Genomic DNA, 16614 nt, shown 5'->3' on the forward strand with positions numbered 1-16614 from the left:
CAATACCCCCGCGCGCCGTCCGCCTCTAGTATCTGGCCATCTTGGATAACTCCCTGAAACGGAACCGACATGGCCAACTCTTCCCCCGCAGTCGTCACTGAACTCTCCGGTCGCGCGTGGATACGCAATAGCGACGGATCCCTGACCGAACTGCGTCAAGGCAGCAACGTGCCCGCCGGCAGCGACATCGTCACCGCCTCGGGCGCGACGGTGGCCCTGCAAGTCGAGAACGGTATGCCGATCGTGATCGGGGAAAGCCGTGAAGTGGCCGTTAGCGGAGATTTGGCAGGCCCCCTGGCCGACCCGTCCGAAGCGGCGGTCGCCGCGCCCAAGGGCACCGACTCCGACCGCCTGCTGGCCGCCCTGCAGGCCGGGCAGGATCCATTTGAGGTCCTGGATCCCACGGCCGCCACCCTGACCGGCGGCAGCGGCGATGACGGCGGCGGCAGCTTCGTCCGTCTGGCCCGCATCCTGGAATCGACCAGCCCGCTGGACCTGGCCTACCCCAACCCGGGCCGAGCCGCCGACACGCTGGACCGCGCGTCCAGCGGCGGCAGCGGCGCCGGCACCGGCGACGCGGGTGACACCAATAACGCGCCCATCGCCGTCAACGATTCCGCCCGCGTCGACGAAAAGACCGCCGTGCGCGGCAACCTGCTGGCCAACGACAGCGATCCCGACGGCGATCCGCTGAGCATCGTTTCGATCAACGGCCGCCCCATGACCCCGGGCGGCGTCGCCGTGACCGGTTCCAACGGCGGCACCTTCATCGTGCAGCCGGACGGCAGCTACGTGTTCGTCCCGGGCTCCAGCTTCCAGCACCTGCCCGAAGGGCAGACCGCCACCACCACGATTTCCTACGTGGTCACCGACCCGAGCGGCGCGACCTCCACCGCCACCGTCGAAATCACGGTCGTGGGCGTCAATGACGCGGCCCAGATCACTGCCTCCAAGCCGGGCGACGACGCCGGCGCCGTCAAGGAAGACGAGGTCTCCACCGCCAACGGCAAGCTCAACGTGGTGGACCCCGACGACGGCCAGTCCTTCTTCGTGGCGGTGGCCGACCGCGCAGGCGTCTATGGCACCTTTTCGATCGACGCCAACGGCAACTGGGTCTACAGCCTGAACCAGACCGATCCGCGCGTGCAGGCGCTGGCCGCGGGCGAGTCCCTGAAGGAGACCTTCACGGTCACCACCGCCGACGGCACCACCGGCACGGTCACCATCACGATCAACGGCACCAACGATGCCCCGACGATCACCGGCCAGGCCGCCGGCGATGTCGCGGAAGACGGCGCCCGCGAAGTGACGGGCCAGCTGACCAAGCACGACGTCGACACCACCGATACGCATACCTGGTCGCTCAACAACGACGGCAAGGGGCAGTACGGCAGCTTCACGCTCGACCAGAACGGCAAGTGGACCTATGTGCTGGACAACGACAGCGCCAAGGTCCAGGCCCTGGCCGAAGGCCAGACCGTCACCGACACCATCACCGTGACGGTCGACGACGGCCATGGCGGCAAGGCCACCCAAGTCATCACGGTCACGGTCACCGGCGCCAACGACGCGCCGACCATCACCGGCACGACCACCGGCGGCATCCAGGAAGATGGCCCCGACGCGACGGTTTCCGGCCAATTGACCCAGCACGATGTCGATACCAACGATACGCACACCTGGACCGTCAGCAATGACGGCAAGGGCACGTATGGCAGCTTCACTGTCGACGGCACCGGCAAGTGGACCTATACGCTGGATAACGGCAGCGACAAGGTCCAGGCCCTGAAGGAAGGTGAAAAAGCCACCGACACCATCACCGTAACCGTCGATGACGGCCATGGCGGCACGGCCACCCAGGTCATCACGGTCGACATCACCGGCACCAATGACGCGGCCGTCGTCACCCCGAGCAAGCCGGGCGACGACGCGGGCACGGTCAAGGAAGACGAGATCGCCACCACCGGCGGCAAGCTGGATGTGACCGACAAGGACGCAGGCGAAGCCGTCTTCAAGCCGCAGACCGATGCCAAGGGCGAGCACGGCAAGTTCTCGATCGACGCCAATGGCAACTGGAAGTACACGCTGGACGACACCGATCCCAAGGTCCAGGCCCTGGCGGTCGGTGAAAAGCTGACCGAGACCTTCACGGTCACCACCGCTGACGGCACCCAGAGCACCGTTACCGTCACCATCGAAGGCACCAACGACGACCCGACGCTGACCGGCAAGACCGACGGCGCGGTCGCCGAAGACGGCACCACCACCACCGGCGGCAAGCTGGACGTGGCCGACGTCGACGCCAGCGACACCCACACCTGGACCGTCAGCAACGACGGCAAGGGCACGTACGGTTCGTTCACGGTGGACAAGGATGGCAACTGGAAGTACGAGCTGGACAACGGCAGCGACAAGGTCCAGGCCCTGAAGGAAGGTGAAAAAGGCCACCGACACCATCACCGTGACCGTCGACGACGGCCATGGCGGCACGGCCACCAAGGTCATCACGGTCGACATCACCGGCACCAATGACGCGGCCGTCGTCACCCCGAGCAAGCCGGGCGACGACGCGGGCACGGTCAAGGAAGACGAGATCGCCACCACCGGCGGCAAGCTGGATGTCACGGACAAGGACGCAGGCGAAGCCGTCTTCAAGCCGCAGACCGATGCCAAGGGCGAGCATGGCAAGTTCTCGATCGACGCCAACGGCAACTGGAAGTACACGCTGGATGACACCGACCCCAAGGTCCAGGCCCTGGCTGTCGGTGAAAAGCTGAGCGAGACCTTCACTGTCACGACCGCCGACGGCACGACCAGCGTGGTCACGATCACCATCGAAGGCACCAACGACGACCCGACGCTCACCGGCAAGACCGACGGCACGGTCGCCGAAGACGGCACCACCACCACCGGCGGCAAGCTGGACGTGGCCGACGTGGACACGAGCGACACCCACACCTGGACCGTCAGCAACGACGGCAAGGGCACGTACGGTTCGTTCACGGTGGACAAGGATGGCAACTGGAAGTACGAGCTGGACAACGCCAGCGACAAGGTCCAGGCCCTGAAAGGCGGCGAAAAGGCCACCGACACCATCACCGTGACCGTCGACGACGGCCATGGCGGCACGGCCACCAAGGTCATCACCGTTGAGATCACCGGCACCAATGACACTGCTGTCGTTACCCCGAGCAAGCCGGGCGATGACGCGGGTACGGTCCAGGAAGACAAGATCTACACCGCCAATGGCAAGCTGGATGTGACCGACAAGGACGCAGGCGAAGCCGTCTTCAAGCCGCAGGCAGGCTTCCAAGGCGAACACGGCAAGTTCTCGATCGACGTCAATGGCAACTGGAAGTACGAGCTCAACAACGACGATCCCAAGGTCCAGGCCTTGGGCGTGAACGAGAAGCTGACCGAGACCTTCACGGTCACCACCGCCGATGGCACCACCGGCACGGTCACCATCACCATCAACGGCACCAACGACGATCCGACCATCTCCGGCCAAGCCAAGGGCGACGTCACGGAAGACGGCGCCAAGGACGTGTCGGGTCAACTGACCAAGCATGACGTTGACGCCAACGACACGCACACCTGGTCGCTCAACAACGACGGCAAGGGCCAGTACGGCTCGTTCACGCTCGACCAGAACGGCAAGTGGACCTATGTGCTGGACAACGACAGCGCCAAGGTCCAGGCCCTGGCCGAAGGCCAGAAGGTCACCGACACCATCACCGTGACCGTCGACGACGGCCATGGCGGCAAGGCGACCCAGGTCATCACCGTGACGGTCACCGGCACCAATGATGCCCCGACCATCACTGGGACCAGTACCGGCCAGGTCAAGGAAGGCAGCAACCAGGCCGTGACCGGTCAACTGACCCAGCACGACGTCGACACCAACGACACGCATACCTGGTCCCTCGGCAACGACGGCAAGGGCCAGTATGGCTCGTTCACGCTGGATCAGAACGGCAAGTGGACCTACAAGCTCGACAACACCAATCCCGATGTCAAGGCGCTCAAGGATGGCGAGCACCTGAGCGACACCATCACCGTGACCGTCGATGACGGCCATGGTGGCAAGGCCACGCAGACCATCACCATCACGGTCGACGGCACCAGCGACGGCGCCGTCATCACGCCCAGCAAGCCGGGCGACGACGCGGGCACCGTCAAGGAAGACACCACCCTGACGGCCAGCGGCAAGCTTGACGTCGTGGACCCGGATGCCGGCGAATCGGTGTTCCGCCCGCAGACCGACTTCCAGGGCAAGTACGGCACGTTCTCGATCGATGCCAACGGCAACTGGACCTTCAAGCTGGACAACGACGCCAAGGCCATCCAGCAACTGGGCGCCAAGGACAGCCTGACGGAAACCTTCACGGTTACCACCGCCGATGGCACCACCGGCCAGGTCGTCATCACCATCAATGGCACCAACGACGCCCCGACCGTCAGCGGTGTGTCCACTGGCTCGGTGCAGGAAGATGGCACCCAGGCCACGACCGGCCAATTGACCAAGGCTGACGTCGACGTCAACGACAAGCACACTTGGTCCGTCAACAACGATGGCAAGGGTGCCTACGGCACCTTCACCGTCGACCAGAACGGCAAGTGGACCTATGTGCTGGACAACAACAGCGCTAAGGTCCAGGCCCTGGCTGAAGGCCAGAAGGTCACCGATACCATCACCGTGACCGTCGACGACGGCAACGGCGGCAAGGCGACTCAGACCATCACCATCGACATCACCGGCACCAACGACGCCGCCGTGATCACCCCCAGCAAGCCGGGCGACGACAAGGGTACCGTCAAGGAAGACACCACCTTGACCGCCGTCGGCAAGCTCGACGTGACCGACAAGGATGCCGGCCAGGCGCAATTCAAGCCGCAGACCGACTTCCAGGGTAAGTACGGCACGTTCTCGATCGACGCCAACGGCAACTGGACCTACAAGCTGGACAACGACGCCAAGGCCGTCCAGCAACTGGGCGCCAAGGAAAGCCTGACGGAGACCATCACGGTCACCACGGCCGACGGCACCACCGGCCAGGTCGTCATCACCATCAACGGCACCAATGACGCCCCGACGGTTTCCGGCGCGGCGACCGGTGACGTCAAGGAAGATGGCAATCTGACCACGACGGGCCAATTGACCAAGGCCGACGTGGATGTCAACGACAAACACACCTGGTCCGTCAATAACGACGGCAAGGGCGCCTACGGCACCTTCACCGTCGACCAGAACGGCAAGTGGACCTACGTGCTAGACAACGGCAGCGCCAAGGTCCAGGCCCTGACCGAAGGCCAGACCGTCACCGACACCATCAAGGTCACGGTGGACGACGGCAACGGCGGCACGGCGACCAAGGACATCACCGTCACCATCACCGGCACCAACGACATCGCCAAGATCACCGGCCAGGCTACCGGCACGGTGATCGAGGACAAGACGCTGCAGATCGCGGGCAAGCTCACGGTCTCTGACGCCGATGCCGGCCAGAGCAGCGTCGTAGCCCAGGCCAGCGTGGCCGGCAAGTACGGCACGTTCTCGATCGATGCCAACGGCAACTGGACCTACCAGCTGAACAACAGCCTGAAGGCCGTGCAGGACCTGCCCGCAGGCAAGGTACTCAAGGAAACCTTCGAAGTCACGTCCGCCGACGGTTCGGCCAAGCAGACCGTGACGGTCGACGTGGTCGGCACCAATGACGCGCCGGTCGCCGCCGACAACGCAACCAGCGTTGACGCCGGTTCGAGCCACGCGTTCACCACCGCCGAGTTCAACTTCAACGACGGCGCCGAAGGCGACCAGCTGCAAAGCGTGATCATCACGCGTCTGCCGACCGACGGCACGCTGACCCTGAACGGCCAGGCGGTCTCGGTGAACGCCGTGATCTCCGCCGCGGATATCGCCGCGGGCAAGCTGGTCTACACGCCGTCGGCCGCGGGCCAGGACACCTCGTTCGGCTTCCAGGTGCGCGACACCGGCGGCACCGCCAACGGCGGCAAGGACACGTCGGGCGACTACAACTTCGCGATCAAGACCAACAACTTCATCTCGGGCGATAACGACGGCAGCGGCACCGGCACCAAGCCGCCGATCAACGGCGGCAGCGGCGACGACGTCATCCTTGGCGACAAGGGCGGCACCGTCACGACAGTCGAGCCGGGTAAGAACTACAACATCGCGATCGTCGTCGATACGTCGGGCAGTATGAAGGAGGCGTCCGGCACGAGCGGCCTCTCGCGCATGCAGCTGACCATCGACGCGCTCAAGAACCTGGCCAACAGCCTGAAGGGCCACGACGGCATCGTGAACGTGACGCTGATTGGCTTCGAGTCGACAGCCAGCAACAAGTACTCGGTCAATGGCCTGAACTCGACCAACGTCCTGGACCTGATCAAGGCCATCGAGAAGCTGAGCGCCAGCGGCGGCACCAACTACGAAGGCGCGTTCAAGGAAGCGCTGAGCTGGTTCAACAAGCAACCCACGACGTCCAACGGCAAGACGTTCGAGAACGTCACGTACTTCCTGACCGACGGCGACCCCACGTTCAGCAACAACGGCAGCAACGGCAGCGGCAGCGCCACCGACTACCGTGACATGAAGGATGCCGTTGACGCGTTCAAGGGTCTGAGCGGCAAGAGCACGGTGCACGCCATCGGCATCGGGACGGGCGTGAACGAGGGCTACTTGAAGTTCTTCGACAACTCCAGCGTCACCGGATCGGGCACCGTCTCGTTCCCGGGCGACTACTGGTGGAGTCCCAACCAAACCGTCACGGGCTCGGTTGGCCAGCCCCAGATCGTCAATACCGCCAAGGATCTTGCCGCCGCGCTGCAAGGCGGTTCGTCCAGCACGGACCCGGCCGCCGTCGGCAGCGACATCATCAACGGTGGCGCCGGCAACGACATCATCTTCGGCGACACGCTCAACACCGACGGCAATGTCCTGAACTGGAGCTCCGTGGGCGGCCGCCCCAGCGACCTGGTGCAAGGTTCGGGCCTGAAGGCGCTGCAGGTGTTCCTGGAGATGCGTGACGGGCACGCGCCGAGCAGCGGCGACCTGTACCAGTACATCAAGGACCACCACGCCGACTTCAACCTGGCCGATGACCCGCGCGGCGGCGATGACACCATCCACGGCGGCACGGGCAACGACATCATCTACGGCCAGGGCGGCAACGACACCCTGTACGGCGACGATGGCGATGACATCATCTACGGCGGCGCCGGCGACGACAAGCTGTACGGCGGCGACGGCAACGACGTGCTGCACGGCGGTTCGGGCAACGACACACTGGAAGGCGGCAACGGCAACGATCTGCTGATCGGCGGCAAGGGCGATGACACCCTCATCGGCGGCGCCGGCAGCGATACCTTCAAGTGGGAACTGGGCGACCAGGGCACCCTCGCCAAGCCCGCTGTCGACACCATCAAGGACTTCTCGCTGGCCAAGCCGTCGGACGGCGGCGACATCCTGGACCTGAAGGACCTGCTGGTCGGCGAAAAGGACGGCACGCTGACCCAGTACCTGAACTTCCACAAGGAAGGCAACAACACGGTCATCGACGTCAATACGCAGGGCAAGCTGGGCTCGCAGGGCGCGGACCAGAAGATCGTGCTGGAAAACATCGACCTGACCCAGGGCGGGCAGATGAACAACCAGGCCATCATCAACGACCTGCTGCAGAAGGGGAAGCTGAACGTCGACCACAGCTAAGCCTGACCCGGGAGGGGCCGTTCGCGGCCCTTCCCGGATCGATGCACGGCAAGCGCGGCAAGCGGCCGCATGCGTGGGGATTTTTTCCGGACGACGCCTGAATCCTCCGGAAAAATGTGAAAATCCGTTTCATGCCATCAACCCGCCGTTTCCGCGTCACGCTGAATCTGTGCCGATGGGTTTTGCTTTGTCTGGCTTGCGGCTGGGGCGGCAGTTTCGCCCTGGAGATCAACGCCGACAAGCTGCAAAGCCTGTCGGCCAGCCGCTATGGCGCCAAGGGCGCGAAAGCGGTGTCGAATTGGCTGCAATTGCTGCACAGCCCGCCCCCGGCGCTGGAAAAAGACAAGCTGGCGGTGGCGAACGATTTCTGGAACCGCGCGCTGCTGTCCGGCGACGACATCACGATCTGGGGCAAGGACGACTACTGGGCCACCCCGCTCGAATCGTTGGGCAAGGGCGCCGGCGACTGCGAAGACTACGTCATCGGCAAATATTTCACGTTGCTGTCCATGGGCGTGCCGGCGAACAAGCTGCGTTTCATCTATGTCCGCGCGCGCGTCGGCGGCCCGGCCAGCAGCAGCCAGATCGCCCACATGGTGCTGGGCTACTACGAAACACCGAACGCGGTGCCGCTGGTGCTGGACAGCCTGATTTCCACGATTCTGCCGGCGTCGCAACGGCGCGACCTGACGCCGGTATTCAGCTTCAACGCCGACGGCGTGTACGTCGACGGCAAACCCGCCGCACCGGTTGACCGCCTCAGCCGCTGGCGTGATCTACTCCAACGCATGGAACGGGAAGGCATACGCCCCTGATGTCCGGAACCAAGACTATGTCCATACTTCGACAGCTCCTGCTCAGTGTCACCCTCGCGATCGGCGTGATCCTGCTGGGCACCCTGGCGCTCAGCGTCAACGCCGCGCGCGAATACCTGTCGGGCCAGCTGCAGGTGCAGAGCACCGACGCGGCCGTGTCGCTGGCGCTGTCCCTGTCGCAGCCGGCCAACAACGACCCGGTGGTGCAGGAACTGCTGGTGTCCGCGCTGTTCGACGGCGGCCATTTTTCGCTGGTGCGCCTGGCGGACCCGGAAGGCAAAGTGCTGATCGAGCGCCGGGCCACCGCCACCGGGGCGTCCGTGCCGCGCTGGTTCCAGGCCCTGGCGCCGCTCGATGCCCAGTCGGCGTCGCACGCGGTCAGCGACGGCTGGCGCCAGATCGGCGAAGTGACGCTGGTGGCCAATGACGCCTACGCCTGGGAAGCCCTGTGGCGCAGCAGCCTGCGCATGATTGCGCTGGTGGTGGGCGCGGGCCTGATCTGGGCGCTGTTCGCCTTTGCGCTGGTGGGCTGGATCAAGAACCGGCTGCTGCGCGAGATCAGCGACCATGTCCGCAGCATCGGCCAGGACACGCCGCCGCAGCAAATGCAGGCGCGCGTGCCGGAGCTTTCCGATGTGGTCCAGGCCCTGAACCAGACCCGTGAACGCGTCTACGCCAGCGTCGAAGAGCAGAACGCCAAGATCGAATCCCTGGAACTGGAACTGAACCAGGATCCGGTCACCCGCCTGCCCAACCGCAAATATTTCGTCAACGAATTCCGCCGTGCGCTCGAAGCCGGGCCGGTCCAGGGCGGCACGCCCGCCCGTCCGCCCATCGACGGCGGCCATGTGCTGGTGTTCCGCCAGCGCGATCTAGCTGACCTGAACCGCCACATGCCGCGCGAATTCATCGATCAGTGGCTGCGCGCCGCCTGCGAACGCATCCAGGGATCTCTTAAGTCGCTGCATGTGACCAATCCCCTGCTCGCCCGCCTGAACGGTTCGGACTTCGCCTTGCTGCTGCCGGGCTGCGCCGCGCCGCAAGCCATGATGATCGCCGAGCAGCTGAGGGCCGACCTGCACGCCTCGCGCATCCCCGTCGGCGAAGGCCACCTGTGCCGCTGGGCCCAAGCCATGGCCGACTACAGCCAGGGCAACCAGGCCGGCCCGGTGCTGGCGCGGCTGGACTTCGGCCTGATGCGGGCGGAAAGCGCCGGCAACGACCAGGTGGTGATCGCTGGCGCCGCCGACGCGCAGTCCCCGTCCGAGTCCGGCGAACGCGCCTGGAAGGACGCGATCCTGTCGGCGCTGGAAGGCCATCGTTTTGAACTGGCCACCGAGCCGCTGCGCCGCGCCGACGGCAGCCATGTCCGCACCGAAGCCATGCTGATGCTGCGCACGGCGGCCAACCAGGCTCCCATCCCCGCCACCCTGTTCATTCCCCCGGCAGTGCGGCTGGACCTGGTGGCCGATTGCGACCTGCAGGCCGTGGAACTGGGCCTGGACTGGCTGGCCACCCACGAAGGCGAGCTGGCCCTGCGCGTCGCCCTGCCCTCACTGCGCGGCCAGAAATACCTGCGCCAGCTGGCACTGCTGCTGACCGAGCACCGCGCGCTGGCGCGCCGCCTGTTCCTGGAAATCGACGCGCACGGCCTGGTCGAATGCCACGAGCAGATCGCCGCCCTGGCGCGCGTGGCGTCGGAATTCGGCGCCCATATTGGCGTGCGCCGCCTGGCGCAGCAGTTCGGCGCGGTGGCGCAGCTTCACACCCTGCCGCTGTCGTACGTGAAACTGGGCGGCGGCTTCGTGGGCGGCATGTCACAAAGCCCGGGCAGCCAGCAATTGACCGCCTCGGTACTGGAAACGGCCCGCAAGCTGAACATCGCCGTGTATGCGGAAGACGTGCCGGACACCGAAACGCGCCGCATCCTGGCCGACTTGGGCATCACCGTGATGCGCGGCCCCGGCGTCAAACTGCCCGCCTAGCACTGACGGGCGCCCGTAAGAAAAAAGGGCATCCGCGTCACCGCGGATGCCCTTTGCACAGGGATGCCTTCAGACCTAGCGCGCCGCGCGGCCCTTGGACTGCTCGTACAACGGCAGCACCTGCTGGGCGGCGGCCTGCAGGTCGGTAATGCGCGACGCGGCCGACGGATGGGTGGACAGAATTTCGGGCGGCGCATTGCCGCTATCGGCCGCCCCCATCTTCTGCCACAGCGTCACGGCCGCGCGCGGGTCAAAGCCCGCCCGCGCGGCCAGTTCCACGCCCATGCGGTCGGCTTCGGTCTCGTGGGTGCGGCTATTGGGCAGCGTGAACATCACGCTGGTGAGCTGCCCGCCCAGGTCCGACGCGGCGTTGGACCCCGTGGCAATGGACAGCACCTGCAAGCCCAGGCTGGTGGCCATCTGCTGCGACACGCGTTCGCGCGCATGCTCGCGCAGCGCATGCGAGATTTCGTGGCCCAGCACCGCCGCCAGCTCGTCGTCGGTCGGCTTGATCTTGTTGATCAGGCCCGTGTAGACAGCGATCTTGCCGCCCGGCATGCACCAGGCGTTGATCTCGTCGCTGGTCAGCACATGCACTTCCCATTTCCAGCCGGACGCATCCGGGCGGAACACCCCGGCCTGCGCGATCAGGCGCTGCGAGATGCTGCGCACCCGGGCCACCTGCTGGGCATCGCGGTCCAGCAGGTTCTTGGCCTGGGCCTGCTTGAGGATGTCGGCATACTGCTGATTGGCTTCCTGCTCCAGCGCCTGCGACGGCACCATGCTGGACATGTACTGGGTGCGGTTCACGCCAATGGCGCCCGACTGCGTGGTGTTCATGCCCGTGCAGCCGGCCAGCGCGGCCAGACCCAGGACGGCCACCATGCGGCGCAACGGATAGGGGTTACGGCTCATGTCGGCCTCCAATGGTTGCGAATATCGGGGCCCGCCAGGCCTCAGGTACGATCGCCGCACTGCCCGCGATCGCGCAGGGCGTGGTCGATCAGCACCAGGGCCAGCATGGCTTCGGCGATGGGCGTGGCGCGAATGCCGACGCACGGATCGTGACGCCCCAGCGTCTGCACCATGACGGGTTCGTTGGCGCGGTTGACCGACCGGCGCTCGACCCGGATGCTGGACGTAGGCTTGATGGCCAGCGACACCGTCACTGGCTGGCCGGTGGAAATGCCACCCAGCACGCCGCCGGCGTGGTTGGTCAGGAAACCATCGGGTGTGATTTCGTCGCCGTGTTCGGAGCCGCGCTGCGCGATGCAGTCGAAGCCCGCACCGATGGACACGCCCTTGACGGCGTTCAGGCCCATCATCACGTGCGCGATGTCGGCGTCCAGGCGGTCATAGATGGGCTCGCCCCACCCGGCCGGCAGGTTTTCGGCCACGACCTCGATGCGGGCGCCGACCGAATCGCCGTCGCGGCGCAGCTGGTCCATGTAGGCCTCCAGCTCGGGCACGATCTCGGCGTTGGGCGCGTAGAACGGGTTGTTCGGCACGTCGTCCCACGAGACGAAGGGAATCGCGATCGGGCCCAGTTGGCTCATGTAGCCACGCACCTTCACGCCGTACTGTTCAGACAACCACTTCTTGGCCACGGCGCCTGCGGCCACCGTCGGCGCGGTCAGGCGGGCCGACGAGCGGCCACCGCCCCGCGGGTCGCGCAGGCCGAACTTGCGCCAGTAGGCGTAGTCGGCATGACCCGGACGGAACGTGTCTGTGATGTTGGAATAGTCCTTGCTGCGGGCATCGGTGTTGCGGATCAACAGGCCGATGGGCGTGCCCGTGGTCAGGCCTTCGTACACGCCAGACAGGATTTCGACCTGGTCGGCTTCCTGGCGCTGAGTGACGTGGCGCGAGGTGCCGGGACGGCGGCGGTCCAGTTCAAGCTGGATATCGGCGGCATCCAGGGACAGTCCGGGCGGACAGCCATCGATGACGCAACCGATGGCCGGCCCGTGGGATTCGCCAAAATTCGTGACGGTGAACAAGGTACCGAGGGTATTGCCGGGCATAGGAAGTCAACAGGTCGGGTTTGCGAGCAACCCCGATTATGACACCGCCGAGGCCAAAGCCTGAATCTCGGCGGCCGGCGCGGGCCGGCCCAACAGGAAACCCTGCATCACGCGGCAGCCCAGCGACTTGAGGATTTCGCGCTGCCCTTCGGTTTCGACGCCTTCGGCCACCACGGGCAGATGCATCGCCTGGCACAGCCCGAACAGGGCTGACACCACTTCGCGGCTGCCGGCGTCGGACTCCAGCGCGGAAATGAAGCTGCGGTCGATCTTGACCCAATCGATGGGCAGGTGGCGCAGGTGGTTCAGGCTGGAATAGCCGCAACCGAAGTCGTCCAGCGCCACGCCGATGCCTTTGGCGCGCAGGGTGTTCAAAATCTTCACGTGCCGGTCATAGTGCAGGATGAAGATCGATTCGGTGATCTCCAGCACCAGCTTGCGCGGCGCCAGGCGGGTCGAGGCCAGCACGTCGGACACCAGCTGGACCAGGCTGTCCTCGTTCATCTGCTTGACCGACAGATTCACATGCACCCGCCAGGCCGCCGGCCACAGCGCGGCCTGCGAGCAGGCGCGTTCCAGGATCCAGGCGCCCAGCGGCACGATCAGGCCGCTGCGTTCGGCCAGTTCGATGGTCACGGCCGGAGACACGCTGCCCAGTTCCGGATGGTGCCAGCGCAGCAGCGCCTCGCAGCCCTGCACCACGCCGGTGCCGCTATCGCAGACAGGCTGGTAGTACAGCTCGAACTGGTCCATGGACGCCGTCGTCAGCGCCAGCCGCAAATCGTTTTCCAGCCCTTGCTGATCGCGCTGGCGCGCCAGCATGCGAAAGTCGAACATGTTCCAGCCGGGCCCGCCCCGCTCTTTCAGCGGCACCATGGCGACCTGCACGCAGCGTTGCAATTCTTCCACACTGCGGCCGTGGTCCGGATACAACGCCGCCCCCACACGGAACACGGCGATCAGCGGGCGGCCGCCCAATTCGTAGGGAACCGACAGGTCTTCCAGCAGCTTGGCCGACACCTGGGCCGCTCCCACCTCATCGACCTCGGGAATGCACACCGTGAATGTGTCGGTGCCGCTGCGCGCCACCATGCCGCCCAGCGCGCGGGTCAGCAGGCTGAGGCGGTCGGCCACCATCACCAGCAGGGTCTGGTCTTCGCCGGCGCGCAGCATGGCGCTGATCTCGGCGTACTGGTCAAAACTGATCAGGAAAAACGCGCCAATGCCGCGCGTGCCCGTACGAGCGCGCGCGATGCCCAGGGTTTCGCGCTCGCCATGCGATGCGCCGCCCAGCCCGAACGCGCCCCTGCCGGACTGCCGTTCAGCCTGGTTCAGCCAGGCACGCGCGCGACGATGCAGCTCCCGCTGGCTCAGGACACCGGTCAATTCGTCACGCGTCAGCCGATCGCGCAGCACACGTTCCCTGCGCACGAAAAACAAACATATCGCTGCAAGTGCGCCCGCGAGCGTCAGGCACAGTGCGAGCAGGTAACTCTCACGCACGGAGCCCCCTATCTAGAAACCCTTGGCGTTGTGGTCCGGAAAGAAACCCAAGGGCTGTAACATTTTTTAAATTATGCATTATTTTCGCAAAAAAACGCCACACTTCAGGAGCAACGCGCTCCTTTTCCTTCGATTCCTGCACTGATCTGGTTGCTCGCGAGGGGTCATGACGGTCCTTGGATAGCAGTCGCTGGCCGGTCCTTAGCGCCATGCCGTCTCCTTACTACGACAGCCAGAGCCGGAAAATTAATACGGCCTGTCTCAATAGTTATCATCCGGGCAATTATCACGAACGAAATAATTGCACAGGTTGTCTGATGTCGCTGGTGATTTCGTAATATTCTGTATGTTCTGTGACATGCGGAATTACAGCGTACGCGACGACACTGAGGTATTAGTAACGTGTGTCACGTTTCTTATCCAGCATTTTTCCCGATCGGGCACTTTCGCTGCCTGACGTCCCCCTTTTACTGGCAGGCCGGCATTGCGCGGCACCGGCAACGGTGCGGGCCACGAAGGGAACCCCTACTACATGTCCACATTACGCCGGCTGATCCTCTGCACCGCCCTCCTGATTGCCTTCATTTTGCTCGGTGCGCAGGCGCTGGGGATGCTGGCGGCCCACCGCTACCTGAATACCCAGCTGGCCCAGCAGGGCCAGGCCGGCGCCAGCGCCCTGGCGTGGGCTCTGTCGCACGATGCCGCAGGCGCGCAGGACAAAGGCAAGCTGGCGGATGATCTGTTTGGCGCCGGCCTGTATTCGCTGGTGCGCATCACCGCGGAAAATGGGGACATCCTGGCGGAACGCCACGAGGCGCCGGCCGGCTCGCCCAACCCGGCACGGGATTGGCGCGACAGCTGGCTGAAGATGGAGGCGCCCGCCGCCACCCGGCCGATCCTGTCGGCCGACGGGCGCCAACGCGGCTCGGTCACGGTCCAGGCGGACTCCCGGCTGGCGCGCGACACCTTGTGGCAGGGTGGTGTCCGCGTCATCGGCCTGGTACTGGCCGCTGGCGTCTTCTGGACGCTGTTCGCCGTTAACCTGCTGCGCTGGATCGAAGCGCGCACCTCGCGGGACATCTGCGAGCGGGTGCGCGCGCTGGCGCCCGGCGGCGACCCGACGCCCATCGGGGCCTGCGAGCTGGCCGGGGTGGATCAAGCCCTGGTCGACGCCCAGCGCAAAGTGGCCGCCACCGTCCAGGAACAGAACGCCCGGATCGAATCCCTGCAAAGCGAGATCTCACGCGACGCGGTCACCCGCCTGCCCAACCGCAAATATTTCATCGACCATTTCCGGCAGGCGCTGGCCAGCCAGGAACCCGACGCCGGCGGCCACATCCTGATGTTCCGCCAGCGCGATCTGGCACAGATCAACCGGCACCTGTCGCGCGCCTTCACGGATCAATGGCTGCGGTCCTCGTCCGACCGCCTGCGCAAGCTGGTCGACGGCTCGGGCGGCCCAGCCGCGGTGCTGGCGCGCATCAGCGGCTCGGACTTCGCCCTGCTGATGCCTCGCACGTCGGCGCCCCAGGCGGGCCTCCTGGCCGAGCGGGTGCGGCGCGAGCTGCGTTCCTTGCGCGTGCCCATGGACAAGCGCGGCTGGTGCCGCTGGGCGCTGGCGATGGCCGCCTACGCCCCGGGCGACAACATGAGCGACACGCTGGCGCGGCTGGACCATGCCCTCATGTGCGCGGAAAGCGTCGACGACGACCAGATCGCCCCCGCCAGCCAGGCGGCCGACAGCACCCGCATCGGCGAATACAGCTGGCACGACGCGCTGTCCACGGCCTTGGAGCAGCACCGCTTCTCATTGACAGTGCAGCCCCTGGCGGACGTGTCCGGCACCCTGCTGCACCACGAGGCCAGCCTGACCCTGCACGACGCCGCGGGTGCCGATCCGGTGCCGGCCTCGATCTTCATGCCGCCGGCGGTGCGACTGGGGCTGTCGGCCGAATGCGACATCCAGGCCATCCGCCTGGGACTGGACTGGCTGTACACCCACGCCGACGCGCTGACGGTGCACATATCCCAGGGCTCGCTGACCCAGGCCACCTTCCTGTCGCGGCTCGACCGCATGCTGGCCGACCGGCCGGCCCTGACCGCGCGGCTGATCATCGAAGTGGATGCCGTCGCGCTGGTGGAGCACGAAGCCGACATGCACCAGCTGTGCCGCATCGTCGGCCAGGCGGGCGGCCGCGTCGGCCTGGCGCGCCTGTCGCAGCAGTTCGGCGCGATGGAACACCTGCACGAGTATTCCCTGTCGTACGTGAAACTGTGCGGCAGCTTCATCACCGGCATCCTGCACAGCCCTGGCAGCCAGCACCTGGCCGCCACGGTCGTGGCCACTGCGGTGTCGCTGAACATGGCGGTGTACGCGGAAGATGTGCCCGACGCCGCCACTCGCTCCATCCTGGAGACCATCGGCGTACGCGCGATTCGCGGCGCTGTCGTAAACTTCGCCCGCGCGCAAGACCTCGCGCCTGACCACCAATGGGTTCCTAGTTGACGGAAGGATTGTTTCTTCGCACCCTCCGGCGTTTTCGCCATCGCCGCGC

General features: G+C 65.7%; 6 protein-coding genes and 1 pseudogene. 4 read left to right on the top strand and 3 right to left on the bottom strand.

Annotated features, from left to right (window positions below; genetic code table 11):
* Positions 1-69 precede the first annotated feature (69 nt).
* The 3 genes and pseudogenes from A9974_RS29635 (at position 70) to A9974_RS06790 (ending at position 10532) form a co-directional block, all read left to right on the top strand.
* Positions 70-7732, top strand: a pseudogene (locus tag A9974_RS29635) (retention module-containing protein).
* Positions 7733-7863: 131 nt separating this feature from the next.
* On the top strand, positions 7864-8547 hold the full coding sequence (locus A9974_RS06785; protein ID WP_183003367.1) for a transglutaminase-like cysteine peptidase: 684 nt from the start codon (positions 7864-7866) through the stop codon (positions 8545-8547).
* 17 nt (positions 8548-8564) lie between these two features.
* Complete coding sequence (locus A9974_RS06790; protein WP_183003368.1) at positions 8565-10532, top strand: LapD/MoxY N-terminal periplasmic domain-containing protein; 1968 nt, start codon at positions 8565-8567, stop codon at positions 10530-10532.
* A gap of 75 nt (positions 10533-10607) precedes the next feature.
* Here the strand turns inward: A9974_RS06790 and A9974_RS06795 are convergent, their stop codons facing one another.
* From A9974_RS06795 to A9974_RS06805, 3 genes are read right to left on the bottom strand one after another with little or no spacing between them, the layout of a single operon-like run.
* Positions 10608-11447, bottom strand: coding sequence for a M48 family metallopeptidase (locus tag A9974_RS06795; RefSeq protein WP_183003369.1), 840 nt, complete (start codon positions 11445-11447; stop codon positions 10608-10610).
* A gap of 41 nt (positions 11448-11488) precedes the next feature.
* Positions 11489-12556, bottom strand: coding sequence for a chorismate synthase (gene aroC, locus A9974_RS06800; RefSeq protein WP_183003370.1), 1068 nt, complete (start codon positions 12554-12556; stop codon positions 11489-11491).
* A gap of 36 nt (positions 12557-12592) precedes the next feature.
* A complete protein-coding gene (locus A9974_RS06805) occupies positions 12593-14059 on the bottom strand; it encodes a GGDEF domain-containing phosphodiesterase (RefSeq protein ID WP_183003371.1) in 1467 nt (488 codons plus the stop codon).
* 532 nt (positions 14060-14591) lie between these two features.
* On the opposite strand from A9974_RS06805, the gene A9974_RS06810 reads away from it, so the two are divergent.
* The gene (locus tag A9974_RS06810; protein WP_183003372.1) at positions 14592-16565 is read left to right on the top strand and encodes an EAL domain-containing protein; all 1974 of its coding nucleotides are present in this window, start codon (positions 14592-14594) and stop codon (positions 16563-16565) included.
* Positions 16566-16614 lie beyond the last annotated feature (49 nt).

The sequence above is a fragment of the Achromobacter sp. UMC71 genome, from assembly GCF_014170305.1.
Taxonomy (GTDB): domain Bacteria; phylum Pseudomonadota; class Gammaproteobacteria; order Burkholderiales; family Burkholderiaceae_B; genus Achromobacter.

Bases quoted from the DNA above. Each gene is read 5' to 3' on its own strand.
- A9974_RS06785 (WP_183003367.1), top strand. From the start codon at position 7,864: ATGCCATCAACCCGCCGTTTCCGCGTCACGCTGAATCTGTGCCGATGG.
- A9974_RS06790 (WP_183003368.1), top strand. From the start codon at position 8,565: ATGTCCATACTTCGACAGCTCCTGCTCAGTGTCACCCTCGCGATCGGC.
- A9974_RS06795 (WP_183003369.1), bottom strand. From the start codon at position 11,447: ATGAGCCGTAACCCCTATCCGTTGCGCCGCATGGTGGCCGTCCTGGGT.
- aroC (WP_183003370.1), bottom strand. From the start codon at position 12,556: ATGCCCGGCAATACCCTCGGTACCTTGTTCACCGTCACGAATTTTGGC.
- A9974_RS06810 (WP_183003372.1), top strand. From the start codon at position 14,592: ATGTCCACATTACGCCGGCTGATCCTCTGCACCGCCCTCCTGATTGCC.